We start from the raw sequence: 24,692 nt of genomic DNA, 5'->3' as shown, positions 1-24,692 counted from the left end.
AGCACGGCGCAATACGCCATGCGCACGCTGCCGTACCGGCACATGGCGTCAGCTGGCGTAACATGGGCAGCATCGCTGGCAAGCGCGCTGGCACCACCATCAAGGGAGATCCATATGCTGCATCGTTCACTGCCCATCCGCGCCAGCCTGCTGCTGCTGGCACTTTGTTTGAGCACGCCCGCCTGGAGCGCGGACCCCATCCACAAGGAAACTGTGGCGCTGACGGCCGGCAAGGCCGCGCACAGCGTCAAAGGCCAGATCAAGGGCTACGCCACAGCCGAATACACGCTGACAGGCAAGGCCGGCCAGACCCTCAGCGTCAAGCTGAAAACCAATCAGCCGTCGAACTACTTCAACATCCGCCAGGCCGGCCAGGACGAGGCCCTGTTCATCGGCTCGACCAGCGGCAACACCTACCAGGCAACGCTGCCGGCCGATGGCGAGTACACGGTGCAGGTGTATCTGATGCGCAACGCGGCGCGCAGGAATGCGGTGGCGAATTACCGCCTGGAGATGGGGCTGCGCGATTAAAAAAAGAATCCCTGCATACCCTTGATGTACAGGGATTCTTGAGACAGCCAGAACGACTTGCGAGAATAAAAACGATTATCTATACAGAAATTTTTAATCTCAGGTATAGTTGAAAATAAATCGTCAACATAGTCGACCACTGCTAAATAACGCCCCAAAAAAGTCTATTTTGAAAAAATTCTTTTGTACCACACAAAAAATTTCAACAAATGGCCGAGAAGGCTGCTTTACTATACCTCGGCATAATAAGAATATCAGTATGACGGCTTATTTGAGTAATATGTTTTTCGCCATCATCAGCCCTACCGTACTGGCTCGAAAAATCAGTTTTTATATTTCTGATTCGTTAATTTAATTTTTTGACAAAATTAAAAAATAGAAATATCATAAAAAATAGGGCTGCTCAGTTTTAGATTTAGAATTCACGATCACCCTACCATAACACTTCCCAAGAAGATATTTTTCTGATCGTTCAATCTCAATTTCCTCCATTCTAAAATAGCAATGAATTCATAAGGACTATGAAATGTTGAAAAAATGTAATTTTTGTGGAAACTCCGGTTTCGGAGTCAAAGCTCACGTTATACCTGAGGCTTTTTTTCGAGATATTGTGGATGATGGCCTGATGTTAAAACAACGAGAATTGGGGAAATTTCCCAAAAAAAGCCCAGTTGGTCCTTATGATTCTTCGATATGGTGTCAGCAGTGTGAAAAAGACTATGGAAATTGGGATGATGTTGCCATTCGCCTTTTACGAACTCCAATGGCTGAGTTTATTAATCAAGAAGGCCGATATGAATTAGAAGTCGAAAAAGAAGATCTATTATCATTAAGACTATTCTTTATATCGATGTTATGGAGAGCATCCAATTCAAATCAACATTTATATAGAAGAATATCGATTGGCCCCCATGAAGAAATAGCGAAAAGTATATTAACTTCTCGCTCCATCGAAAATACAAATCAATTTTCCACAACCTTAACGTATTCTGGCTTTGACAGTAAAATCATTCTCGAACCGGTTCCAGTTAAGCATGATGGTATAAATTATATTAGATTTTTCCTTGGAAAATTTATTGCAGAAATAAAAGTTGACCAACGTCCAGTTTCAAATAAAATTGAACTAACAGTAATCGGAAAAAACAAAAATTTATGCATTCTTAAAATGAAAAGAAACATGAAGGTTGCTCAGTCCATATCAAAAATTGCTAAAGCACAGTTAAGTAAAGGTACTTAAAATAAAAGATACCAAAAAATCAAAAAGGAAATAAAAACGGAGCTAACTTAGTAGCTCCGCTTCAGTAATTGGTTCTCTTTGTATAAATTGCTTAGAACGGAATATCGTCATCCATGTCCGAGAAGTTCGGTGCTGGCTTTGGTGCCGGGCGTGGTGCAGGGGCCGGCGCTGGACGCGGGGCTGGTGCCTGGCGCGGGGCCGGGGCTTCGTAGCCGCCGCCACCGCCGTAGCTGTCATCGCCACCGCCGGCGTCGCCGCCCATGCCGGAACGGCCGCCCAGCATTTGCATCTGTTCCGCGATGATGTCGGTTGCATACTTCTCGACGCCGTCCTTGTCCGTGTACTTACGGGTTTGCAGACGGCCTTCGACGTAGACGGACGACCCTTTTTTCAGGTACTGGCCGACGATTTCCGCCAGGCGGCCGAAGAACGAGATGCGGTGCCATTCTGTCAATTCTTTTTGTTCGCCCGTGTTGCGGTCCTTCGATTTGTACGAAGTGGCCACGGCGATGTTGGCGATCGCGTCGCCGCTAGGCATGTAGCGGATTTCCGGGTCACGGCCCAGATTGCCGACGATGATGACTTTGTTGACTGATGCCATGAATAACTCCTGATGAACTGCGGCGGGAGCCAAAACTCGCGCGCGTTAGATTTTTTGCTAAACGAGGATTATAAGCGACCAGGCGGCGCAAAGCATGCGCTTTCTGGCTTCGCCGCCTACCGTGCGGCAGCACGTTTTTTTCACGGCAGGTGAAAACAAGAAACTTGAATACTGGTATTATATACAGTGTTTAAACGTCTGCACGCATCTGTATCAAACTTTCCCGGGGCACGCCCGCAGGGCGCCGCAATCCGCCCGTGGATGCCTCAGGCATGCAGATCAAAACCCGGCTATAGTAACAGGTTGACCCGTTGTGGCTCTTCATCCGCACCCTGGCCCGATGCGCTGGCCGCACCACTCACTGAAAGCAAGGCAATCACATGGAACAGATCCGCATTCGCGGCGCTCGCACGCATAACCTCAAGAATATCAATCTCGATTTGCCGCGCAATAAGCTGATCGTGATTACCGGCTTGTCCGGTTCCGGCAAATCCTCGCTGGCCTTCGACACCCTGTACGCGGAAGGCCAGCGCCGCTACGTCGAGTCGCTCTCGGCCTACGCGCGCCAATTCCTGCAACTGATGGAAAAGCCGGACGTCGACCTGATCGAGGGCCTGTCGCCCGCCATCTCCATCGAACAGAAGGCAACCTCGCACAACCCCCGCTCCACCGTCGGCACCGTGACGGAAATCCACGACTACCTGCGCCTGCTGTATGCGCGCGTCGGCACGCCGTACTGCCCCGACCATCCGGAAAACGCGCTGGCAGCGCAATCCGTGTCGCAAATGGTCGATGCCGTGCTGGCCATGCCGGAAGACACCAAGCTGATGATCCTGGCGCCCGTCGTTGCCAACCGCAAGGGCGAACACGTGGATCTGTTCGAGCAGATGCAGGCGCAGGGCTTCGTGCGCTTTCGCGTGCAGAGCGGCACGCACGCGGCGAAAATCTATGAAGTCGATGACCTCCCGAAATTAAAGAAGACGGAAAAACATACGATCGATGTCGTCATCGACCGGGTCAAGGTGAACCAGGACATCAAGCAGCGCCTGGCGGAAAGTTTCGAGACGGCCCTGCGCCTGGCCGACGGCCGCGCCATCGCCTACGAAATGGATAGCGCCAAGGAACACGTGTACTCCAACAAGTTCGCCTGCAATGTGTGTGGCTATTCCCTGCAGGAACTGGAACCGCGTCTGTTCTCCTTCAACAACCCGATGGGCGCCTGCCCGGAATGCGACGGCCTCGGGCACATTGAATTCTTTGACCCGAAACGCATCGTCGCGTTCCCGAATCTGTCGCTGGCTTCGGGTGCCGTCAAGGGCTGGGACCGCCGCAACCAGTTTTACTTCCAGATGCTGACGAACCTGGCCGCCTTTTACGAGTTCGACCTGGACACGCCGTTCGAGCAGCTGGACCTGAATTCCCAGCAAGCCGTGCTGTACGGCTCGGGCAAGCAAGTGATTCCGTTCAGCTATGTCAATGAGCGGGGCCGCACCGTCATCAAGGAACACACGTTTGAAGGCGTGGTCAACAATCTGCAGCGCCGCTACCGCGAGACGGACTCGATGGCCGTCAAGGAAGAGCTGGCCAAGTTCATCAATGAAAAATGCTGCCCCTCATGCGATGGCGCGCGCCTGCGCGTGGAAGCGCGCTTCGTCAAGGTCGGCACCGGCAAGCAGCAGCGCGCGATTTATGAAGTCGCGGAAAAACCGCTGCGCGAAACGCTGGAATTTTTTGAAAAACTCAAACTGACGGGGGCGAAAAAAGAGATCGCCGACCGTGTGGTCAAAGAGATCATTTCGCGCCTGAAATTCCTCAACAATGTGGGCCTCGACTATCTGTCGCTGGACCGCAGCGCCGACACGCTCTCCGGCGGCGAAGCACAGCGTATCCGCCTGGCATCGCAGATCGGCTCCGGTTTGACGGGCGTCATGTATGTGCTCGATGAACCGTCGATCGGCCTGCACCAGCGCGATAATGACCGCCTGATCGAAACCTTGAAGCACTTGCGCGACATCGGCAACAGCGTGCTGGTGGTCGAGCATGACGAAGACGCCATCCGTACGGCCGACTACATCGTCGACATGGGCATCGGCGCGGGCGTGCATGGCGGTGAAATCATTGCCGAAGGCACCTTGCCCGAGATCCTGAAAAACAAGAAATCGCTGACGGCGCAGTACCTGAATGGCAAGCTGAAGATCGCCGTGCCTGCCAAGCGCCACGCCAGCAATCCGGAAAAGCAGCTGGTCATTACTGGCGCGACGGGCAACAACCTGAAAAAAGTGTCGCTGAGCTTGCCTGTGGGCCTGATGACGTGCGTGACGGGCGTGTCCGGTTCGGGCAAGTCGTCGCTGGTCAACGATACCTTGTATCCGGCCCTGTCGCGCCATTTGTATGGTTCGCAGACGGAACCGGCGCCGCACGACTCGATCAGCGGCCTGGAGCATTTCGACAAGGTCATTTCCGTCGACCAGGCGCCGATCGGCCGCACGCCGCGCTCGAATCCCGCCACCTACACGGGCTTGTTTACGCCGATCCGCGACCTGTTCTCCACCGTGCCGACGGCCAAGGAACGCGGCTACAGCGCGGGCCGCTTCTCGTTCAACGTCAAGGGCGGACGCTGCGAAGCGTGCCAGGGCGATGGCGTGATCAAGGTCGAGATGCACTTCCTGCCCGACGTCTACGTGCCGTGCGACGTGTGCCACGGCAAGCGCTACAACCGCGAAACCCTGGAAGTGCAATACAAGGGCAAGAACATCACGGAAGTGCTGGGCATGACGGTGGAAGAAGCGCATGAATTCTTCAAACCCGTGCCCCTGATCGCGCGCAAGCTGCAAACCCTGCTCGACGTGGGCCTCGGCTACATCAAGCTGGGCCAGAGCGCCACCACCCTGTCGGGCGGCGAGGCACAGCGCGTGAAACTGTCGCTGGAACTGTCCAAGCGCGACACGGGCCGCACCCTGTACATCCTCGACGAACCGACGACGGGCTTGCACTTCCACGACATCGATTTGTTATTAAAAGTCATCCACCGCCTGCGCGACCAGGGCAATACCCTCGTCATCATCGAGCACAACCTCGACGTCATCAAGACGGCTGACTGGATCGTCGATCTCGGTCCCGAGGGCGGTGCCGGCGGCGGGCAGATCATCGCCACCGGTACGCCGGAAGACGTGGCGCTGAACCCTGCCAGCGTGACAGGCAAGTACCTGGGGCCGCTGCTCAGGCAATAAGAACGGCAGCGCAATAAAAAACGGCGCGGATTGCTCATGCGATCCGCGCCGTTCCTCTTTTTGCTAGCACCCCAGTCATTGCCGGCGTGTCATTTATCGCACGCCAGTCTTTGCCGGCGTGTTTCTCCCCCACTACAACTCTCAACACCTGACAAGCTGCTGCGCGGCGCGGCGTGCTGTGTGCACCTGCGATGCTCACCGTGCTTGAGCACGGTTGCACCTCTTGTCCACAATCACTGCCGCTCGCTACGTCTGCCAGGCGCCGCTTACGCTACCTTGTTTATGCACTCAGCCGCTTTTCCAGCGCAGCCTTGTTGTCTGCCAATTCCTGCGGCAGATGATACGCGAGTTTTTCAAACAACTCGGTATGTAATTTCAATTCCTCCACCCACGCGGCCTTGTCGATCGAGGTGATGGTGTCGAACTGTTCCTGCGTGAATGGCAAGCCATCCCAGTTCAGGTCGCCATACTGCGGCGTCGTGCCGAACAGGTTTTCCACGCCGCCGGCCTTGCCTTCGATGCGGTCCAGCATCCACTTCAGCACGCGCATATTGTCGCCGAAGCCAGGCCAGACGAACTTGCCCGCTTCGTCCGTACGGAACCAGTTGACGCAGTAGATCTTCGGCAGGGCAGCCGGGTTGACCTTGCCCACTTTGACGCCCATGTCCAGCCAGTGCTGGAAATAATCACTCATGTTATAGCCGATAAACGGCAACATGGCAAATGGATCGCGGCGCACGATGCCCATCTGGCCCACGGCGGCGGCCGTTGTTTCGGAACCCATGGTGGCGGCCATGTAGACGCCTTCGACCCAGTTGCGCGCCTCGGTGACCAGCGGCACGGTGGTCGAGCGGCGGCCACCGAAGATGAAGGCCGAGATCGGCACACCGGCAGGGTCGTCCCAGGCGGCGTCGATGACGGGGTTTTGCGTCGCAGCCACCGTGAAGCGCGCGTTCGGGTGGGCGGCCTTGGTGCCGGACGCTGGCGTCCAGTCCTTGCCCTGCCAGTCGATCAGGTGGCTTGGTGCTTCCTTGGTCAAGCCTTCCCACCAGACGTCGCCATCGTCGGTCAGCGCCACGTTGGTAAAGATGGTGTTGTCGCGCATGGAGGCCATGCAGTTGAAATTGGTTTTTTCATTCGTGCCCGGCGCCACGCCGAAATAGCCGGCTTCCGGATTGATGGCGTACAGGCGGCCATCGGCGCCCGGCTTGATCCAGGCGATATCGTCGCCGATGGTCGTCACTTTCCAGCCCTTAAAGCTTGCCGGCGGGATCAGCATGGCGAAGTTGGTCTTGCCGCAAGCCGACGGGAATGCTGCCGCTACATAATGCTTCTTGCCTTCCGGCGATTCCACGCCGAGGATCAGCATGTGTTCCGCCAGCCAGCCCGGGTTGTTGTCGGACGCTTGCGCTTCCTGGTAGCCCATGTTCGAGGCGATGCGCAGGGCGAAGCACTTCTTGCCCAGCAGAGCGTTGCCGCCGTAGCCCGAACCGTAGGACCAGATCTCGCGCGTTTCCGGGAAATGCACGATGTACTTGGTGCTGTTGCATGGCCATTTCACGTCGGCCTGGCCAGCGGCCAGCGGTGCACCCACGCTGTGCACGCAGGGCACGAACTCGCCATCGGTGCCCAGCACGTCGTACACGGCACGGCCCATGCGGGTCATGATCTTCATGTTGACGGCGACATACGGCGAATCGGACAGTTCCACGCCGATGTGCGCGATCGGCGAGCCCAGCGGACCCATCGAGAAGGGCACGACGTACATGGTACGGCCGCGCATGCAGCCATCGAACAGGCCGTTCAAGGTGTGGCGCATGTCGCCAGGCTCGGTCCAGTTGTTGGTCGGGCCGGCCGCTTCTTTCGTTGCCGAGCAGATATACGTGCGGTCTTCGACGCGGGCCACGTCGCTCGGATCGGAGCAGGCCAGGTAGGAATTCGGACGTTTTTCCGCGTTGAGTTTTTTCATGGTGCCACTGGCAACCATCTCAGCGCACAGGCGCTCGTACTCTTCCTGCGAGCCATCGCACCAGTAGATGCGGTCAGGCTTGGTGAGCGCGGCAATGTCGGCCACCCAGTTGATCAGTTTCTGTTGTTTAATATAAGCTGGGACGTTGAGTGCGGCGACGCCACCCATGACGGGCTGATTCATATTACCTCCAATACCAATAAAAGAAATTCTGGTCGTTCCGGCAAGACAGGCAGCATCATTGAGAGGTGGCTGCGGCTCACTGCGGGCGGCGTGCTCACGCGGGCAGGGCTCTGGGGTCGTGTCGGCCGCGGCGTTCACGCCGGCGGCATTACCTGGATCATGCTTCAAGACGGCTGTAACATTTTGCGCTGCATGTGCCATTCGCTCATCAGGAAGCATCAAAAGTGCCGGCGATTGTACACCCGCAAAACAGCTATTCTCGCAAAAATGTAGGAGAATAGCTTGACTAATGTAGTAGGCTATTCAGCATTTCCCGTATCCTGTTATTTCCCTACCAAATCCTCACTAAAATCGGCCATCCACCATGAAAATTGCCATACTTGATGATTACCAGGATGCCGTGCGCGGCCTCGATTGTTTCCAGTTGCTCGACGGACATGAGGTCAAAGTGTTCAGCAATACGGCGCGGGGACTGGGCCAGCTGGCCATCCGCCTGGCGCCGTTCGACGCGCTGGTGCTGATCCGCGAACGCAGCAGTTTTAACCGGCCCTTGCTGTCGAAGCTGCCGAACCTGAAACTGATTTCGCAAACGGGCAAGGTCAGCGGCCACATCGACGTGGCGGCCGCCACGGAACTAGGCATCGCCATCGCCGAAGGCATCGGCTCGCCCACGGCGCCGGCCGAACTGACGTGGGCCCTGATCATGGCGGCGCAGCGCAAGATCGTGCCCTACGCGCAGCATTTGCAGGAAGGCCTGTGGCAGACGTCATCGCTGGAGCCGGCGCGCAACACCTTGGGCACGGTCTTGAAGGGGCGTACCCTGGCCATCTGGGGCTATGGCAAGATCGGGCAATTGATCGCCGGCTATGGCCGCGCATTTGGCATGAATATCCTCGTCTGGGGCAGCGAAGCGAGCCGCGCGGCCGCCGTGGCGGCGGGCGACACGGCGGCGCCATCGCGCGAGGCCTTCTTTGAACAAGCCGATGTGCTGAGCTTGCATTTGCGCCTGTCCGACAAGACGCGCGGCCTGGTCACGGCAGAGGACCTGGCGCGCATGAAGCCGGCGTCCCTGTTCGTCAATACCAGCCGCGCCGAACTGGTCGCCGACGGGGCGCTGGAAGCGGCCTTGCCGCAGGGCCGCCCGGGCGCGGCCGCGCTGGACGTGTTTACGGATGAACCCTTGCCGCCCGGCTCGCCGCTCCTGCTGCTGCCGAACGTGCTGGCCACGCCGCACCTGGGCTATGTCGAGCGGGACAGCTATGAGCTGTATTTCCGCTACGCCTTGCAAAACATCGTCGATTTTACGCAGCAGCAATGCACGCGCCTGCTCAACCCTGAGGTGCTGGCGCATGCGCGCCAAGCTCCTCAGGAGCGCTGAAAGCCCTTCAGCAAATCCGGCTCGCCCGTCACGCGGATGGCGGGCGCCGGCAGCACGTGCCGGCCGCGCCACAGGCCGGCCCAGCCGGGCGGCCAGGACAGGTCCGGCCCCGCATACGGCGCCACGCCGGCGCGCACGGCGACCACCGGCACGGGCGGCATGTCCTGCAAGGGCTCGCCTTCCGTGCGCTGCATGTCCAGGCTGTACATGTAATCGGGCAGCAAGGCGTCACAGACGCGGGCGAACCATTCCGTGTGGTCAACGTCGCGCCCCAGCGCCTGCGCCAGGCCCTGTGGGTCGAAACGCGCCAGCGCATCGATCAGCTCGCCCGTGGAGGCGCCCGGCGTATCGCCCCAGCCCATCACGGGATTGACGTTATAGTCGGCGCCCGAGCCATACCAGCCTTCGCGCCAGGGCCGCTGCATCCAGTCGCGCGGCCCCGTAAACAAATGCCAGCGCCAGTGCAGGCCCGATGGTTTCGGCCAGGAATACAAATATAATTTTTGATAGCCGGCCTGGTGCAGTTCGCGCACCATGGCCATCAGGCGCGCGTGCGGCATGCGGTCGGGCGGCGCGCGGCGAAACAGGATCGCCTCGCCATCGGCGAACTGCACGTCGTCGGTCGACAGGTTCAGGTCCAGGGTGCGCGCCTCGCTGCCGAAACGCGCCGCGATCCAGCCCGTCAGCAAATTGACGGACGTGATCACGCCATAACCGCGGTGGCGGTGAAAAATGACGGTGCCGGGAGCGAGCGCTTTCATACGGGGTATCTGGCCGGTGGGCAAGCAAAGAAACAAGTGTATGCGCAGATGGCCGAATTTTCCAGATGCGCGACAAGCCCGGGGCGGCCGGGCGGGATCGACATTCACGCAATGGCGCCATTCCACGATATCATGCCCGTCATTCTCCACTGACATCGTGACCACATCATGACTTTGCGCATACTCGCCACCGGCGGCACTTTCGACAAACACTACAATGAATTGAACGGTACCCTGGGCTTTTCCGACAGTCATTTGCCGGCCGCCATCGCCCGTGCGCGCATGACGGCACCGGTGGCGCTGGAGCAATTGCCCCTGCTCGACTCGCTCGACATGCAGGATACGGACCGCCAGCGCGTGCTGGCCTCGTGCCGCGCGGCACAGGAAAAAGCCATCGTCATCATCCACGGCACCGATACCATGCGCGAAACGGCGCAAGTGCTGGGCGCGGCGAACCTGCAGCAGACGGTGATTCTCACGGGCGCCATGATTCCCTACGAAATCGACAATTCCGACGCCCTGTTCAACCTGGGCTTTGCCTGCGGCGTGGCGCAAACCTTGCCAGCCGGCGTGTACGTGGCCATGAATGGCCAGATCTTCGCCTGGGACAACGTGCAAAAGAATCGCGCCGCTGGCGTCTTCCAGCCGCTGTAGAACTCATTGTGATGCGGCAACGTCGCAGCGCAACAACAATCTGCCATGCTGCAGGCCCCTCGGCCTGCCTGACGTCCTGGCACGCTGCAGAAGGGCAGGCAGGCAAGCAAGCCGCCTGATTGTTAATCTTCAGCAAATCAACAAGCCCGCTTTTTGCGGGCTTTTTTTTACATTTTTTTACCTTTCACAAATTCTGATAGGCAACACTTTTCATCGAATTATTGCTGGTAATTCATCGAATTGCCAATACAATAATTTTATGTTGTAAAAAAACGCCATTAATCATTTTTTAAAACAATGATTTTTTCAAATAAACTATCGCCATTTAACAAATTTTTGAAATATTCTTCAGCATCCATAATTTATTGCCAAATCCGACACGGTTGATGTCCATTTTTTCTTGCTGAGACGACATAATGTTTGCCTCGACAAGTAAAAAGTGCATTTATAACAATATTGCACGAAGTAGTCTTCCTTGCCCGTCCGGGCATGTGTCCGCCTACCGTACTCGCCATCGCAGACCGACTATCCGCCGGTCATGCCGGTTCGGGTGCCGCTTGTCGTTATTAAAACTACTACGGAGTAATTGTTATAATGGCATTGAAAGAAAAAATCGGCGCGCGCAGCGTGCGCCTGGCCCTGACCGTTCTGGCAGGCAGCGTCTTGTTCTCTGGCCAATCCATGGCAGACGAAGCAATTCAAAAAGTTGAAATTACCGGCTCGAGTATCAAACGTATCGCCGTCGAAGGCGCACTGCCAGTGCAGCGCCTGACGCAAGAAGCGATCGCGCGTACCGGCGCCACCACCGTGGCTGACCTGGTACAAAGCCTGCCCGCCATGCAAGGCTTCACCATCGGCGCCGTTGCCGCTGGTTCCAACTCGGGTGGCCGCACCAGCGCCTCGATCCATGACATCGGCGAAAGCTACACCCTGGTGCTGTTGAACGGCCGCCGCATCGCCCCACAAGGCTCGGGCACCTCCGTCAACCTGAACGCCATTCCAATGAGCGCTGTTGAGCGCGTCGAGATCCTGACCGACGGCGCTTCGGCCCTGTACGGCTCGGACGCCATTGCCGGCGTGATCAACTTCATCCTGAAGAAAAACGTCCAGGGCGGCACCCTGGAAGCCACCTACGGCGGTCCGGAAGACAAAGGCGGCAACGCCTGGAACACCAACGTTACCTACGGCTTCGGCGACCTGGACGAAAACCGCTTCAACGTGCTGGTATCGTACCGCCACGATGAGCAATCGAAACTGAAGGCAACGGACCGCTCGTTCGCCCGCTCGTCGTACATTCCTGTCAGCTACGGCGGCAAGAACTACATCTACGACCGTACCAGCACCTCGACCGCACCAGCCAACGCCACGGTCGCCTTCAACAACAAGGCCAGCTCGTCGGTCATGTTCAACCCGTACCTGGCAGCCAACGGCAACTGCGGCCCGACCAACTACGTCACGGCAACCAACGACAAGGCTTGCGGCTTTGACGGCGGCTCGACGGTTGAAATCGTTCCAGAATCGAAACGCGACAGCCTGTTCGCCCGCGGTACCTACAAACTGTCGGACAACCTGAATGCGTTTGCCGAAGTAGCCCTGTCGCGCTTCGACCTGACCGCGCGTATCGCTGCCAACCCGGTGCCTATCAGCATCGCCAAGGACAGCGCGCTGTACAACCAGTACGTACGCCCGGGCCTGACGCAAGCACAGCATGACGATGTGAAATCCGTTACCGCCAACTACCGCATGGCTGACTGGGGCACCCGCGCCAGCAACACCATCACCGACACCAAGCACTTCGTGGTCGGCGTGGAAGGCGAAGTCGGCGAGTGGAACGTGGAATCGGGCCTGACCTGGTCGCAAAACGCCATCGACGAGCGCTATGTGGGCGGGTATGCCAAGAACGCAGATTTCAAGGCCATGCAAACCAACCCATTGTTCAATCCGTTCATTCCTGCCGGCAACACATCGCCAGCACTGCAGAACCTGATCGACAAGTCGCAATTCAACGGTTCGATCCGTACGGCATCGACCACCATGCGCGGTATCGATGCGCACGGTTCGCGTGAACTGTTCACCCTGCCAGGCGGCAAGGCCAATATCGGTATCGGCGGCGACTACCGCGAATACAAGTATGAGCAATCGCCATCGAGCGGCGCGAGCAGCGACACGATCTACAACTTCAACACCTCGGCACGCTACGACCTGAGCCGTGAAACCTACGGCGTGTTCGCCGAGTTGCTGGCACCTGTCACCAAAACGGTGGAAGTGAGCCTGGCTGGCCGTTACGACACCATCACCAAGATCGACAACGGTGTCATCAACAAGTCCATCGGTAAAGACCAAAGCGCCAGCACCTACAAAGTGACGGCACGTTGGCAGCCAGTGCAGCAAGTGTTGCTGCGCGGTTCGTACGGCACGGGCTTCAAGGCACCGAGCATGCTGGACATCGGCCAGCCGCTGGTCAACAACGGCTTCACCGCAAAACCATGGAACTGCCCGTTCCCAGGCGATGCCCTGTGCCGTCCAGCAGCCACGCAGTACAACCAATTGTCTGGTGGTAACGAAAACCTGAAGCCGGAAAAATCGAAGCAATACACCGTCGGTTTCCGCATCGAACCTAGCTCGGCATTCTCGTTCGGCGCCGACCTGTGGGACGTGAAAATCACCGACGCGGTATCGGCAGTCAGCGAAACCCAGGCTTTCGGCAATCCAGCGCTGTACAAAGACCTGTTCGGCACCTACACCGAGCCATCGACCGGCAATACCTACTATGCGTTCAAATCGCTGTCGATGAACATCGGCCAGACGCATAACCGCGGTATCGACTGGGACATGACCGGTCGCCACAAGTTTGATTTCGGTAACTTCACGGCCAACCTGAGCGGCACCCACATGCTCAAGGCTGACTACACCGTGCCAGGCACCAAGAATCAGTGGACGACCAACATGAACTACTTCGGTATCACCGATGCAGTCACGTTCCGTAACCTGGTCAAGCTGAACATGAGCCTGGAAACCGGCAAACTGACCAGCACCATGGTTGTCAGCTATCGTAACGGCTACACCGATGCAGCCGCTTCGGTTCTGAACGTCGATACCAAGGCCCTGGAAACGATCCGCCTGCAAGTACCGTCGTACACCACCGTCGACCTGCAAGGCCGCTATGCCTTCAACTCGGCTGTGACGCTGCGCGCTGGTATCAAGAACCTGTTTGACCGTGAACCGCCGCTGTCGCTGCGCGCTTCGTCGGGCCACCAGGTTGGTTTCGATCCACGCTACGCTGATCCAATGATGCGTTCGTTCTACTTCACCGGTAGCTACAAGTTCTAATGTGATGTCTTAAATTAGCTTGTCCAGAAAGCGCCTTGCACTTCACCGTGCAAGGCGCTTTTTTTATGTGCCGCCAGATTGCCCAGGCGAAAAAAAAGGAGCCGCAGCTCCTTTTTTGTTCCTGCATGACGACGCTTACGCCGTCGCTTCGCCGCCCAATGCCTCGACCACGTCGGCCATCAGCTTGGAGAGCTCGCCCGTCATCAGCATCACGTCGCCGTCGAAACGCTCTTCGTCGTTCTTTGTGCTCGATTCCGTTTCCTTGATCACGTCAAGCGGCTTGACGCTCTTGATGGCCAGCGATTCCGTCAGCACGAAGGAGATCTTGTCGTTCCACGTCATGGCCAGGCGCGTGCACTGCTTGCCGGCCGCGATATGACGGCGCACGTCGTCCGCTTCCAGGGTGTGGCGCACGTAGCGCACGGTGGCCTTGCTCTCGCCGGTGGCGCGCAATTCCGTATCCATGTCGACCGTGAAGCCGGCAGGCGCATCGTCGGCCTGCAGCCATTCCGTCATCACCGCCACGGGCGAGCGCTGCACGCGCAGGCTTTCCAGCGGCAATTTATCCACGGCTTTGAGCAGCAGCTTGATGACTTCATCGGCTTTCGCCGGGCTGGCGGCATCGACCACCAGCCAGCCGTTGACGGGGTCGATCCACGTCCAGACGTTGCTGCGGATGCTGAAGGCGCGCGGCAACAGTTCGTCGGCGACGCGCTCCTTCAATTCCTTCATGGCTTTCTTGCCGGGCGCAAAACCTTGCGCTTCTTCCATCTCGGCGGCGCGGGCCTTGGCCACCTGGTTGATGACGGTGGCTGGCAGCAATTTCTTTTCCGTGCCCAGCAGGATCAGCATCTGCTTGTTGACCACGTGGACCAGGCCGCCGTTCGGGCGTGGCGTATCCCAGCCCTGGCGCATCAGATCCATGCTGGTCGCCGGCGTAAATTTGTTCGAGGACAGCGCCTCTTCCAGTTGTTCTGGCGTGTAAGCCCATGGTGCGGGCAGGCGGTAAATCTGAAGATTCTTGAACCACATAGTTTTTGTCTTCCGTTTGTTTCAGTAGTGCCAGGGGAACGCCATTCTACACTTTCGACGCGGTCATGCCGTCAAAAGCGCAGCCTGGCGCGGTGCTTGTGATCAGGGGAAACGCCGCTACAGGGCGGGAAACAGCTCGGCCTGGGCGGGTGCCTGCCGCGTGACGACGGCCGGGTCGCACAGGGCCGAAATGCGCACGCCCAGCAGGCGGATTTTCTTTTCAAACGGCACGCGCCGCAAGCAGTCGCGGCTGGCGCGCAGGATAGCGGCGGCGTCCGCCGTGGCGCTGGGCAGGGTGATGTCGCGCATGACGGTGCTGAAATCCTCGAAGCGCAGCTTGATGCCCACCGTGCGCCCCGCCAGCGACTGCTTGTCCAGGTCGCCCGCCACGCGCGTGCACAGGCTTTCCAGCTTTTCCGACAGGGTGGCGCGGTCGCGCACCACCTGCAAGTCGCGCTCGAACGTCGTTTCGCGGCTGACGGACTTGGTTTCCCGGCTCGTCTGCACGGGGCGGTCATCGATGCCCAGCGCCGCCTGGCGCAGCCAGCCCGTGTACAGGTCGCCGAACTGCGTGCGCAGCATGGCCATGTCGGCTTGCGCCAGTTCGCCGATGCTGACGATGCCCAAGGCTTCCAGCTTGGCCGTCGCCTTCGGGCCGATGCCATTGATCTTTTTCGCCGCCAGGGGCCACACGCGCGTGGCGATATCCTCGGGCGCCAGGATGGTCAGCCCGTCCGGCTTTTCCAGGTCGGAACAGATTTTGGCCAGCAATTTGTTCGGCGCCAGCCCGATCGAGCACGACAGCCCCGTCGCCTCGAACACGGCCGCCTTCAGGCGCGCCGCCATGGCCGGCGCCTGCTCGCCATGTTCCGTCAGGTCGACATAGATTTCGTCGATGCCGACGTTCTGGATGATCGGGCACAGATTGGCCACGGCTTGCTTGAAGCGCGCCGAATAGTCGCGGTAGGCTTCGAAATCGGCCGGCAGCAGGATGCTGTCCGGCGCCAGCTTGGCCGCCTTCATGATGCCCATGGCGGAAAACACGCCAAACGCGCGCGCCGCATAGGTCGACGTGGTGACCACGCCGCGTCCCACGTAGTCGCGCATGCGGGCAAACTGCCGCGTGCCGTCTTCCTGCAGCACGGGCTGCTGCAAGCGCCCGCCACCGATCACCACCGGCTCGCCGCGCAATTCCGGATATTTTAATAATTCCACGGAGGCAAAGAAAGCGTCCATGTCCAGGTGCGCGATCCAGCGGCGGGCAGCCACCTGGTGCGGCGCGGATGACTGAGGCAGGGTGGGGGCAGATGGGCTCAAGGACACCTCGCGGCGGGTCGGCCTGCCAGAGGGAAAGGACATTCCACAGGCAGAATACGGTTAAACACTGTTGTTTTATACAGTATCGCCGGAAACGAGCGCAGATGCAAGCAGGAACCGTATTGATTGAAATCAGCATTGGCTTTTCTATTTGGCAAGAATAGAATCTCCGCACAATAACGAAACCTAGGGAGTTGCCTTGTCTATCGCCCATCACGCCTTGCGCCGCCTTGCCGTCTGCACATCCATGCTGCCGGCTCTGCTGCTGTCCACGCTATCGCCATCCGCGCTGGCTGCCGACGCCCCTGTCGCCGCCAAAACCGCCTGGCAGGAAACCCGCCACGGCACCGTCGTTACGGACGACTACCGCTGGCTGCAAAAGAAGACCGATCCCGCCGTGATCGACTACCTGAATGCGGAAAACGCCTACACGGCCGCCGTCACGGCCCCGATCCAGCCGCTGGCCGACAAGATCTACGCCGAGATCAAGGGCCGCATGCAGGAAGTGGACTTGTCTGTGCCTGTGCGCATGGGCAATTTCTACTATTACACGCGCATGGAAGCGGGCAAGCAATACCCGCTGCACTGCCGGCGCGCCGTGGGTGCGAAGGGTGCCTATGATGCGGGCGTCGCCGAAGAAATTTTGCTGGACCAGAACCAGCTGGCAGACGGCCACACCTTCTTTGCCGTGCGCGCGTTTGCCGTCAGCCCGAATGAACAATTGCTGGCCTACACCACGGATACGACAGGTTTCCGCCAATACGACCTGCATGTCAAGGATTTGAAAACCGGCAAGCTGCTTACCGACACCATGCCGCGCGTCACGTCGCTGGCCTGGGCGGCGGACAATGCCACCCTGATGCTGGCCCAGGAAGACGCCACCACCAAGCGCTCGGACCGCTTGTTCCGCCTGGCCCTGGGCGGCACGCCACAGCAGGTGTATCACGAGCCTGTGGAACAGTTCGCCATTGGCGTGGGCCGCACGCGCGACCAGCGTTTCTTTGTGCTCAGCTCGCGCAGCACGGATACCAGCGACGTGCAGCTGTTGCCAACCAATACGCCGCAGGGCAGTTTCCAGCCGGTATTGCCGCGCGAAAAGGGCCACCGCTACAGCGTCGAGCACCGCGACGGCCAGCTGTACATCCTCACCAACAAGGATGCGAAAAACTTCCGCATCGTCAGCGCGCCCCTGTCGCAGCCGCAGCCCAAGCACTGGAAGCCGCTGGTGCCGCACAACAAGGATGCCGTCATCCAGTCCATCGATGCGTTCCAGAACTACCTGGTGGTAATGGAAAAGTCGCGCGCCCTGAACCGTGCGCGCATCTATGATTTCGCGCAGAAAAACTGGAAGACGGTGCAGTTCGACGACCCCGTCTACCTGGCCACGGCGGCCGGCACGCCCGACTATGCCGCCACGCAATTTCGCATGTCCTACCAGTCGCCTGTGACGCCGCCTACCGTCATCGACGTCAGCATGAAGGATGGCAAGCGCACGGTGCTGAAACAGCAGGAAATCGTCGGCGGCTATGATGCGGCGCGCTACACCACGCAGCGCCTGTGGGTCAAAGCCCGCGATGGCGTGCAAGTGCCGCTGTGGATCGTCTACAAGAAGGGCGTCAAGCTCGACGGCTCCGCCCCGCTGCTGCTGTATTCGTATGGTTCCTACGGCATTTCCACGGAAGCCAGTTTCGCCATCAGCCGCATCAGCCTGCTGGAACGGGGCGTCATCTATGCGCAGGCGCATATCCGCGGCGGCACGGACATGGGCGAAGCGTGGCATGAGGATGGCATGCTGATGAAGAAGAAAAACACCTTCAATGACTTCATCGACAGCGCCGACTACCTGGTGCGCGAAAAATGGACGAGTGCGAACCGCCTCATCATCCAGGGCGGCAGCGCCGGCGGCTTGCTGATGGGCGCCGTCGTCAACCAGCGCCCCGAACTGTTCCACGCCGTGCACGCGGCCGTGCCCTTTGTCGACGTGATGAACACCATGATGGACGCCAGCCTGCCGCTGACCACGGGCGAATATCTGGAATGGGGCGACCCGAACCAGAAGGCCGCGTATGACTACATGCTCAGCTACTCGCCCTACGACAACATCGCCCGCAAGGATTATCCCGCCATGCTGGTGACGACGGGCCTGAACGACAGCCAGGTGATGTACTGGGAACCGGCAAAATATGTGGCCAAGCTGCGCGCGCATAAAACGGACAGCAATCCCCTGCTGCTGAAAACAAATATGGGCGCCGGCCACGGTGGCGCATCGGGCCGCTACAACGCCATCCAGGAAAGCGCGTTCAACATGGCCTGGATGCTGTCGCAGTGGAATATCACGGAATAATGTGAAAAAAGCGCTTGCACAAGGATTTTAGCCGTCCTATAATAGCGCCTCTTCCAGACGTGGTGACAAACGTCGGGATGGTTTTCTGAGACAAGCAACGGGTGCTTAGCTCAGTTGGTAGAGCGGCGCCCTTACAAGGCGTAGGTCGGGAGTTCGAGCCTCTCAGCACCCACCAAATCAGAAAACTGTCCAGTGCTTCATGGATCAGCAATACAGATCATACGAGCTTGGAGTGGTAGTTCAGTTGGTTAGAATACCGGCCTGTCACGTCGGGGGTCGCGGGTTCGAGTCCCGTCCGCTCCGCCAATAAAAGAAAAGCCCTTTGGTTCTCTGAACCGAAGGGCTTTTCCCATTTCCGGGCCAGAAAATGCGCCCACCGCCCCTCCTCCGAACATTTTTGCGTTTTTCAGCAAAATATCTGCTTTTATCCCATAAGAATAGTTGCACAAGCGGCATAGCGCCCCCTATAATAGTGCCTCTTCCAGACGTGGTGACAAACGTCGGGATAGTTTTCTGGGTATGCGGGTGCTTAGCTCAGTTGGTAGAGCGGCGCCCTTACAAGGCGTAGGTCGGGAGTTCGAGCCTCTCAGCACCCACCAAAACAGAAAATTATCCAGTGCTTCATGGATCAGCAACACAGATCATACGAGCTTGGAGTGGTAGTTCAGTTGGTTAGAATACCGGCCTGTCACGTCGGGGGTCGCGGGTTCGAGTCCCGTCCGCTCCGCCAATAAAAGAAAAGCCCTTTGGTTCTCTGAACCGAAGGGCTTTTCCCATTCTGCGATCAGATTTCGCAAACCTTGGCTTGAAGCTGCAAGGTAGCGCTGCGGCGGACCTGACCCCGGCTGTTAAAATCAGCGCTCACCTGACTTCGCTTCCGACCGCATGCGCTTGTCCCGCCGCACTCATCCCTACATCGCCCTGCGGCTGCGCCTGGCCCATCATGCTTTGCTGCAATTTGCCGCCAGCCTGACGAGTTCCATGGAAATTGTCTTTTTCCTTGCCGGCCCTGTCCTGCTGGGCCTGCTCAGCGTAATCGCCCTGCCCGGCTTTCTTGCCATGCGTTTGCCCTGGCCCGCCGCGCTGGGTCTGCTGGGCGCGCAAGCGCTGCTTACCTGCCTGCCCGCCTGGCTGCTGCGCAAGCGGCTGTTGCCCGCCACTACAGCCGCCTGGCTGCGCCAGCTGCCCCTGCCGCCGCGCCTGCGCTGGCAGGCGGATGTGGCCGTGGCCGGCCTGCTGATGCTGCCATTGGGCATCGCCTATGCTGTGTCGGCCAGCATCTGGCTGCTGCAGTCGCCGCCCTGGCTGCGCCCGGTTGCCGTAGGCGGCATGGCGGCCACCGCTGGCGTCTGGTTGCTGGCCTGGATCTTAACAAGTTGCATCATCGCCCTGCGCCTGCGCGCACCGCGCCCAGCGCAACGGGCACGCGCGCCCACCATGCACACCTACGTGCCGCGCCTGCCCCGCTGGCACACCCTGTTCCTGTGGCGCCAGCTGTTCTGGTTGCCGTTCTGGCGCAATGAAAACGTCATCGGCATCCAGCAAAGCGTGCTGCTGGCCAGCGCCGGCGCCGGCATGCTGGCCTGGCTGCTGCGTGTGCCGCTCGTGCCCGCCCCATTGCTGGGCTTGCTGGCCAGCGCCAGCCTGATCCTGTTGACGGACCGGGGCGACAAGGCCGTGCGCGAACAGATCGCCGTGCTGCGCCCGTCGCTGAACGCCTGGCCCCTCTCCAGCCGCGGCCTGATCCGACTGGCCTGCGCCTTCAGCCTGCTGCCCGCCGGCGCCGTGCTGCTGGGGGCCGGCGTCCTGCTGTATTGCCTGGACCCAGCCGTCCTGCTGCAGCGCGTGAGCAGCGTCTACGCCATCACGGCCAGCGCAGCCCTGCTGGCCATCGTCGGCCTGCCCCGCCTGACGGCGCGCGGGCGCGTCGCCCTCGTCGTTTTCTCCATCCTTGCCTTGAGCGCCATCGGAAGCGAATTATGGAATTGAATGCCCCCTCTCCCGTGCTGCGGATAGAACAGCTCGATTTTCATTTCGCCACGCACAGCGTGTTCCAGCGCTTCGCGCAGCAATTCGGCCCCGGCATCACCTGGCTGCGCGGCGCCAACGGCGCCGGCAAGACCACCATGCTGAAACTGGCGGGCGGCGCCCTGCTGCCCGCACGGGGAAGCATCCGCCTCGATGACATCGACAGCGCCCGCCTGCCGCTGGCCTACCGCGCGCAAGCCTTCTATTGCGGCGGCGATGCCCCCGCCCTGCCCTGGCTGCAAGTACACGAATTTCTCGACCTGCACCTGGCCCTGTATCCGGGCACAGACCAGGCCCTGCTGAACGGGGAACTGGGCGCCTTTGCCATGACGTCGTCTTTGCAGCAAAGCATCACCGCCCTGTCGCTGGGCCAGCATAAAAAACTGCAACTGGCGCTGGCCCTGGCCTTGCCCGTGCGCCTGCTGCTGATCGACGAGCCCTTCAATGGACTCGATGCGGCCGCCATGGCGCACCTGCGCGCGCGCCTGGCCGAGCCAGCCCGTCTGGCGCGCCAGTGCATCGTGCTGACCAGCCACCTGGCGCCGGAGGTGCCGCTGGCGGCCACGGTGGAAATATAGACAGGAAATACAGCTTTGCAGATCCGGCAGCTTGCGCTTACGATGCCGGCTTGTCCGCGCCGGCGATCCCGGCGCAGCCTGTATAACAAATGGCGACACACGGCGGCTTACCGGCACGCCACGCCTATCCTGGAGATCCGCATGTTGAACACCCACCGCAGCGCCCTGGCCATCCTGTGCGCCATGTTTGCCACGTCCACCCTCGCCGCCGGCCCGACCGGCACGGCCGCCGACTATGGCAGCGCGGCCCACCACGGCGCGGCCCAGCGCACCATCGAGCTGCAGGCGGACACGCGCCACATCAATGTCACGCGCGGCGAAACCGTCACCATCGCGCGCGCCGGCCAGCGTTTTACGTGGCACGTGCAAACCTTCAGCAACAAAACCGTCTTCGCCCTGGCCGCGATCGCACCGCAGGACATGCCTGTCGATGGCATCAAGGTGTATGTCGCCGCCAATCCCCAGTACGCGGGTAGCTGAGTTTGCTGCGCGCATAAATAAAACCGGAGCAGCCTTGCGGCCACTCCGGTTTTTCTTGATACCGCTGAATCATTACGCCGTCAGTGCTTCCTTGGCTGCGGACTCGTCGACCACTTCCTCGTCGTCCGAGCGGATCAGGTGGTCAAAGGCGGACAGCGCTGCCTTGGCACCTTCGCCGGTGGCGATGATGATCTGCTTGTACGGCACCGTGGTGACGTCGCCGGCAGCGAACACGCCGGGGATCGAGGTCTGGCCGCGGGCATCGACTTCAATTTCGCCATGGCGCGAGAGTGCCACCGTGCCCTTCAGCCACTCCGTGTTCGGCACCAGGCCGATTTGCACGAAGACGCCTTCCAGCTCGACCTTCTTCGACTCGCCGCTGACGCGGTCCGTGTAGCTCAGGCCATTGACGATCTTGCCGTCGCCGTGGATCTCGGTGGTTTGCGCCGAGGTGATCACGGTCACGTTCGGCAGGCTGTGCAGCTTGCGTTGCAGCACTGCATCGGCGCGCAATTCCGCGCCGAACTCGATCAGGGTCACGTGTTTCACCAGGCCGGCCAGGTCGATCGCCGCTTCCACGCCCGAGTTGCCGCCGCCGATCACGGCCACGCGCTTGCCCTTGAACAAAGGACCATCGCAGTGCGGGCAGTAGGCGACACCGTGGTTGCGGTATTCCTTCTCGCCCGGCACGTTGATTTCGCGCCAGCGCGCACCGGTGGCCAGAATGACGGTCTTGGCTTTCAGCACGGCGCCATTCGCCGTTTCAATCTGCACCAGCTTGCCCGGCGTCAATTTCGCGGCGCGCTGGGTATTCATGATGTCGACCTCGTATTCCTTGACGTGCTGTTCCAGCGCCATGGCGAACTTCGGACCATCGGTTTCCTTGACGGAAATAAAGTTTTCGATCGCCAGGGTATCGAGTACCTGGCCGCCGAAACGCTCGGCCAGCACGCCCGTCTTGATGCCTTTGCGGGCCGCGTAGATGGCCGCTGCCGCGCCGGCAGGGCCGCCGCCGACGATCAGCACGTCAAACACGTCTTTCTTGTTCAACGCTTCGGCCTGGCGGGCACCGGCATTGGTGTCGAGCTTGGCGAGGATTTCCTCGACATTCGTGCGGCCCTGGCCAAAGTGTTCGCCATTCAGGAACATCATCGGCACGGCCATGATGCGGCGCTCTTCCACTTCTTGCGGGAACACGCCGCCATCAATGGTGGTGACCTTGATGCGCGGGTTGATCACCGACATCGCATTCAATGCCTGCACCACTTCCGGGCAGTTATGGCAGGAGAGCGAAATAAACGTTTCAAATTCGTAGTCGCCGTCGAGGTTGCGGATTTGCTCGATCACGGCCTCGTCGAACTTGATGGTGTGGCCGCCCACTTGCAGCAGCGCCAGCACCAGCGAGGTAAATTCGTGGCCCATCGGCACACCGGCGAAACGCACGCCGATGTCGGAGCCTGCACGGTTGATGCTGAACGACGGGGTGCGTACGCCAGCTTCCAGGCGCTCGACCAGCGTGATCTTGTCGCTCAACAGGACTATCTCCTGGAGCAATTCTTTCATCTCGCGGGCTTTTGCGCTGTCATCGAGAGAGGCGACCAGCTCAAGCGGATACACCACTTTTTCCAGGTAGGATTTCAGTTGGGTTTTGAGGGTGGCGTCTAACATGATTTTTTCCTTTTCTACAAATATTTAGGCGAATGCCGGGCCGGACACCCGGTCCGGCATCGCGGTAACTACTTGTTTGCTGCTGTGTACTTCAAGGCGTCAAGACTTAGATCTTGCCAACCAGGTCCAGCGATGGGGTCAGCGTTGCTGCGCCTTCCGTCCACTTGGCTGGGCATACTTCGCCTGGGTGAGCGGCAACGTACTGAGCTGCCTTAACTTTGCGCAACAGTTCCGATGCGTCACGGCCGATGCCGTTGTCATGCACTTCCAGCACTTTGATGAAGCCGTCCGGATTGATGACGAAGGTACCGCGCAGTGCCATGCCTTCTTCTTCGATCATGACTTCGAAGTTGCGCGACAGGGCGCCGGTTGGGTCGCCGATCAGTGCGTATTGCACTTTCTTGATGGCGTCCGAGGTGTCGTGCCATGCTTTGTGCGCGAAGTGCGAATCGGTCGAGATGCCGTAGACATCGACGCCCAGCTTCTGGAATTCAGCGTGGTGGTCGGCCAGATCTTCCAGTTCGGTTGGGCAGACGAAGGTGAAGTCGGCTGGGTAGAAGACGAATACCGACCACTTGCCTTTCAGCGACGCTTCCGTCAGGTCGACGAATTTGCCATTGTGGTATGCGGTTGCCTTGAATGGTTTAACTTGGGTATTGATCAGCGACATAGTCATTTCCTCTCGTGTGGTGAATCAGTAAGACTCTAGTGTAAGGGGTTTTAACCCATATGCAAAATTGATTGTCACAATAGTTTCAATTGGTTTTAGCTATCATGACACTATGGGAACTCCATGATAGGCAGTTCCCACGCGATTGGATAGCGGTGACAGTGGATACCCCTGCCGCCGCCAGGTGTTTAGTTCTTGAGTTCTTCCGGTACCTTGCCGCCGTTTTCCGCCAGCTTGATCATCACCTGGCGGTGCAGCCAGATATTCATGCTGGCCGAATCGTTGGTGTCGCCCGTGAAATGCAGCTCTTGCGCCAGTTCCTTGCGCGCGGCCAGGCTGCTGTCGAGTTGCAACAGTTTCATCAGGTCGACGATGGACGTGCGCCAATTGAGTTTTTCCGCGCTCTTGTTGGCCAGGTCGACCAGCACCACTTCCACGTCCACCACGGGCGCAGCGGCGGCCGGGGCGGCGGCAGGAGCGGCCGGGGCCGCAGCTGGGGCGGCCGCTGGCGCCGTGGCGGCGGCCGGCGTGGCAGCGTCGGATGAATGGTGGAAGATTTTGTTGTAGATATTGCTGAAAATGCCCATGAGTACACCTCGCGTTGGAGTGAATGGAAGAAGGATTGCCTGCGCGCCCGGTCGGTGACCGGTGACAGCTGGAGCCGGGCGCAGGCGCCAGCTGATCGAGTATAAGCCCGTTCA

The 24,692-nt window shown here is 59.3% G+C and carries 18 protein-coding genes and 4 tRNA genes; 14 read left to right on the top strand and 8 right to left on the bottom strand.

Annotated elements, in window-relative coordinates; genetic code table 11:
* Positions 1-114: 114 nt before the first annotated feature.
* Together ACQ4WR_RS23975 and ACQ4WR_RS23970 are read left to right on the top strand one after the other, a co-directional pair.
* Positions 115-531 carry a hypothetical protein gene (locus ACQ4WR_RS23975; RefSeq protein ID WP_436490345.1) on the top strand — a complete coding sequence of 139 codons (417 nt, stop codon included), beginning with the start codon at positions 115-117 and terminating at the stop codon, positions 529-531.
* Between the two features lie 526 nt (positions 532-1,057).
* Positions 1,058-1,768 carry a hypothetical protein gene (locus ACQ4WR_RS23970; RefSeq protein WP_436490343.1) on the top strand — a complete coding sequence of 237 codons (711 nt, stop codon included), beginning with the start codon at positions 1,058-1,060 and terminating at the stop codon, positions 1,766-1,768.
* Between the two features lie 91 nt (positions 1,769-1,859).
* Here ACQ4WR_RS23970 and ssb read toward each other — a convergent pair whose 3' ends face one another.
* Positions 1,860-2,369, bottom strand: coding sequence for a single-stranded DNA-binding protein (gene ssb / locus ACQ4WR_RS23965; protein ID WP_034781209.1), 510 nt, complete (start codon positions 2,367-2,369; stop codon positions 1,860-1,862).
* 380 nt (positions 2,370-2,749) lie between these two features.
* On the opposite strand from ssb, the gene uvrA reads away from it, so the two are divergent.
* Entirely contained in the window at positions 2,750-5,599 is a 2,850-nt protein-coding gene (gene uvrA / locus ACQ4WR_RS23960) for an excinuclease ABC subunit UvrA (protein ID WP_102293809.1), read from the top strand.
* Positions 5,600-5,879: 280 nt separating this feature from the next.
* On the opposite strand, the gene ACQ4WR_RS23955 is transcribed toward uvrA, so the two are convergent.
* A complete protein-coding gene (locus ACQ4WR_RS23955; RefSeq protein ID WP_102293810.1) occupies positions 5,880-7,751 on the bottom strand; it encodes a phosphoenolpyruvate carboxykinase (GTP) in 1,872 nt (623 codons plus the stop codon).
* Between the two features lie 364 nt (positions 7,752-8,115).
* On the opposite strand from ACQ4WR_RS23955, the gene ACQ4WR_RS23950 reads away from it, so the two are divergent.
* The gene (locus tag ACQ4WR_RS23950; protein ID WP_436490340.1) at positions 8,116-9,129 is read left to right on the top strand and encodes a D-2-hydroxyacid dehydrogenase family protein; all 1,014 of its coding nucleotides are present in this window, start codon (positions 8,116-8,118) and stop codon (positions 9,127-9,129) included.
* Here ACQ4WR_RS23950 and ACQ4WR_RS23945 read toward each other — a convergent pair.
* Positions 9,117-9,890 (bottom strand): L-asparaginase, encoded by a 774-nt coding sequence (locus ACQ4WR_RS23945; RefSeq protein WP_102293812.1) that lies wholly within the window; start codon positions 9,888-9,890, stop codon positions 9,117-9,119. The genes ACQ4WR_RS23950 and ACQ4WR_RS23945 overlap by 13 nt on opposite strands.
* Positions 9,891-10,058: 168 nt before the next feature.
* Between ACQ4WR_RS23945 and ACQ4WR_RS23940 the strand changes: the two genes are divergently transcribed.
* Positions 10,059-10,544, top strand: coding sequence for an asparaginase domain-containing protein (locus ACQ4WR_RS23940; RefSeq protein ID WP_436490338.1), 486 nt, complete (start codon positions 10,059-10,061; stop codon positions 10,542-10,544).
* A gap of 594 nt (positions 10,545-11,138) precedes the next feature.
* Positions 11,139-13,874: a TonB-dependent receptor gene (locus tag ACQ4WR_RS23935; RefSeq protein WP_102293813.1), complete on the top strand. Its 2,736-nt coding sequence runs from the start codon at positions 11,139-11,141 to the stop codon at positions 13,872-13,874.
* A gap of 135 nt (positions 13,875-14,009) precedes the next feature.
* Here the strand turns inward: ACQ4WR_RS23935 and ACQ4WR_RS23930 are convergent, their stop codons facing one another.
* Together ACQ4WR_RS23930 and dinB are read right to left on the bottom strand one after the other, a co-directional pair.
* A complete protein-coding gene (locus tag ACQ4WR_RS23930) occupies positions 14,010-14,906 on the bottom strand; it encodes a recombination-associated protein RdgC (RefSeq protein ID WP_034754435.1) in 897 nt (298 codons plus the stop codon).
* A gap of 117 nt (positions 14,907-15,023) precedes the next feature.
* Entirely contained in the window at positions 15,024-16,223 is a 1,200-nt protein-coding gene (gene dinB / locus ACQ4WR_RS23925) for a DNA polymerase IV (RefSeq protein WP_436490335.1), read from the bottom strand.
* A gap of 199 nt (positions 16,224-16,422) precedes the next feature.
* Here dinB and ACQ4WR_RS23920 point away from each other — a divergent pair, with 199 nt between their 5' ends.
* From ACQ4WR_RS23920 to ACQ4WR_RS23885, 8 genes are all read left to right on the top strand, one after another.
* A complete protein-coding gene (locus ACQ4WR_RS23920) occupies positions 16,423-18,567 on the top strand; it encodes a S9 family peptidase (protein WP_436490333.1) in 2,145 nt (714 codons plus the stop codon).
* Between the two features lie 99 nt (positions 18,568-18,666).
* A tRNA-Val gene (locus ACQ4WR_RS23915) sits at positions 18,667-18,742 on the top strand.
* Between the two features lie 54 nt (positions 18,743-18,796).
* Positions 18,797-18,873 (top strand) — tRNA-Asp (locus ACQ4WR_RS23910).
* Between the two features lie 217 nt (positions 18,874-19,090).
* Positions 19,091-19,166, top strand: a tRNA-Val gene (locus ACQ4WR_RS23905).
* Positions 19,167-19,220: 54 nt separating this feature from the next.
* A tRNA-Asp gene (locus tag ACQ4WR_RS23900) sits at positions 19,221-19,297 on the top strand.
* 161 nt (positions 19,298-19,458) lie between these two features.
* Positions 19,459-20,556, top strand: coding sequence for a hypothetical protein (locus ACQ4WR_RS23895; RefSeq protein WP_436490331.1), 1,098 nt, complete (start codon positions 19,459-19,461; stop codon positions 20,554-20,556).
* On the top strand, positions 20,547-21,173 hold the full coding sequence (locus ACQ4WR_RS23890) for an ABC transporter ATP-binding protein (RefSeq protein WP_436490329.1): 627 nt from the start codon (positions 20,547-20,549) through the stop codon (positions 21,171-21,173). The genes ACQ4WR_RS23895 and ACQ4WR_RS23890 overlap by 10 nt, the downstream gene beginning before the upstream one ends.
* Positions 21,174-21,314: 141 nt before the next feature.
* Positions 21,315-21,653, top strand: coding sequence for a CzcE family metal-binding protein (locus ACQ4WR_RS23885; protein WP_436490327.1), 339 nt, complete (start codon positions 21,315-21,317; stop codon positions 21,651-21,653).
* Positions 21,654-21,725: 72 nt separating this feature from the next.
* Here ACQ4WR_RS23885 and ahpF read toward each other — a convergent pair whose 3' ends face one another.
* The 3 genes from ahpF to ACQ4WR_RS23870 form a co-directional block, all read right to left on the bottom strand.
* On the bottom strand, positions 21,726-23,321 hold the full coding sequence (ahpF, locus tag ACQ4WR_RS23880) for an alkyl hydroperoxide reductase subunit F (protein WP_436490325.1): 1,596 nt from the start codon (positions 23,319-23,321) through the stop codon (positions 21,726-21,728).
* A gap of 106 nt (positions 23,322-23,427) precedes the next feature.
* Positions 23,428-23,991, bottom strand: a complete 564-nt coding sequence (gene ahpC / locus ACQ4WR_RS23875; protein ID WP_092717461.1) for an alkyl hydroperoxide reductase subunit C — start codon at positions 23,989-23,991, stop codon at positions 23,428-23,430.
* A gap of 188 nt (positions 23,992-24,179) precedes the next feature.
* On the bottom strand, positions 24,180-24,578 hold the full coding sequence (locus ACQ4WR_RS23870) for a DUF3597 domain-containing protein (protein WP_436490323.1): 399 nt from the start codon (positions 24,576-24,578) through the stop codon (positions 24,180-24,182).
* Positions 24,579-24,692: the final 114 nt, after the last annotated feature.

The organism is Janthinobacterium amylolyticum, from assembly GCF_051380655.1.
In the GTDB taxonomy this organism is placed as follows: domain Bacteria; phylum Pseudomonadota; class Gammaproteobacteria; order Burkholderiales; family Burkholderiaceae_D; genus Janthinobacterium.
Note: the sequence above shows the minus strand (reverse complement) of the source record. Positions and strands in the feature narration are given on the sequence as shown.